This window comes from Streptomyces cupreus (genome assembly GCF_014257025.1).
Lineage (GTDB): Bacteria > Actinomycetota > Actinomycetes > Streptomycetales > Streptomycetaceae > Streptomyces > Streptomyces cupreus.
The window spans coordinates 1-917 of record NZ_JACMSF010000175.1 but is presented as its reverse complement, the minus strand read 5'-3'; the positions used below and the strand labels follow the sequence as shown (position 1 = coordinate 917).

The following is a 917-nucleotide window of genomic DNA, read 5'->3' as shown; positions in this document are numbered from 1 at the left end:
CGAAGCGTCGGGGATGGCCGGTGGGGTTGCCGTGTGCATCGAGGCGCCAGGCGGCAAGGTGGTCGGCGTTGGTGTCCACCCCGATCAGGCCCTGCGTGCGGGCCGCCTGAAGCGGCACGGTGGGGACCGGGGGGATCGTCCAGGACGCGGTCAGGTACCAGCGGCCCCGGCCGGTGTCTTCGTGGATGCGGTAGGCCACCGCCCGGTTCGCTCCCACGCGGTCGGCCCACTGCTCACCCCGGTGCGCGAACGACACCTTCGCGGTGAGCACGTACCGGCCGTGCGGGGCGTTCGCCAGATGCGCCAGCGGCGCGGGCAGCTTGATCGAGACCTCGCCGTCGTCGGTGACCCGGATGGTCTCGTTGCCGAACCGCTTGCCCAACTCGCCGTCCGCGGCGAGGAACCGGCGCCCGGCCTGCCACCGATGCCGCCACTGCTCCTCGGTGAGCCCGGCCGCCTCCAGGTGGTGGCGCGTGTTCAGCAGCCGTTTCCCGCCACGCACCACGCGCACGACCCCGGCCTCACGGTCCGCCCGCACCTGCTGCAGCCGGTCTTCGAGCACACCCAGGCGGCGCCTTTTCGCATGCCACACCCGCGGGCTGCGATAGCCGCCCGGCGCCTGCTTGCTGCCCTTATCGCCCACCGGCAGGGACAGGCGGCGCTCGATCGTCGCGATCCCGGCCTGCAGGCTCTGGACGTGGGCGAGCTGGCCGCGCCGGGCGAGCGCCCACTGATCGTGGGTGGCCTTCGTGATCGACCCGGCCCAGCGGGAAGAGGACTCCCGAGTGAGGGCCTGCTTGCGCTGCGCCCACTGCTTGCTGTCGTGCTCCAGCCCGGCCGCGCACCGCGCCTTCAGATCACGGCAAGCGAGCGAACCCAGCAGGTCGCCGACCAGGCGGAGAACCCTCTCGTCCCCG

Annotated in this window: 1 pseudogene; it reads right to left on the bottom strand. The window is 73.0% G+C overall.

The annotated features are described in order from the left end of the window. A pseudogene (locus H4N64_RS44160) lies at positions 1 to 917 on the bottom strand (IS200/IS605 family accessory protein TnpB-related protein); the annotation flags it as partial.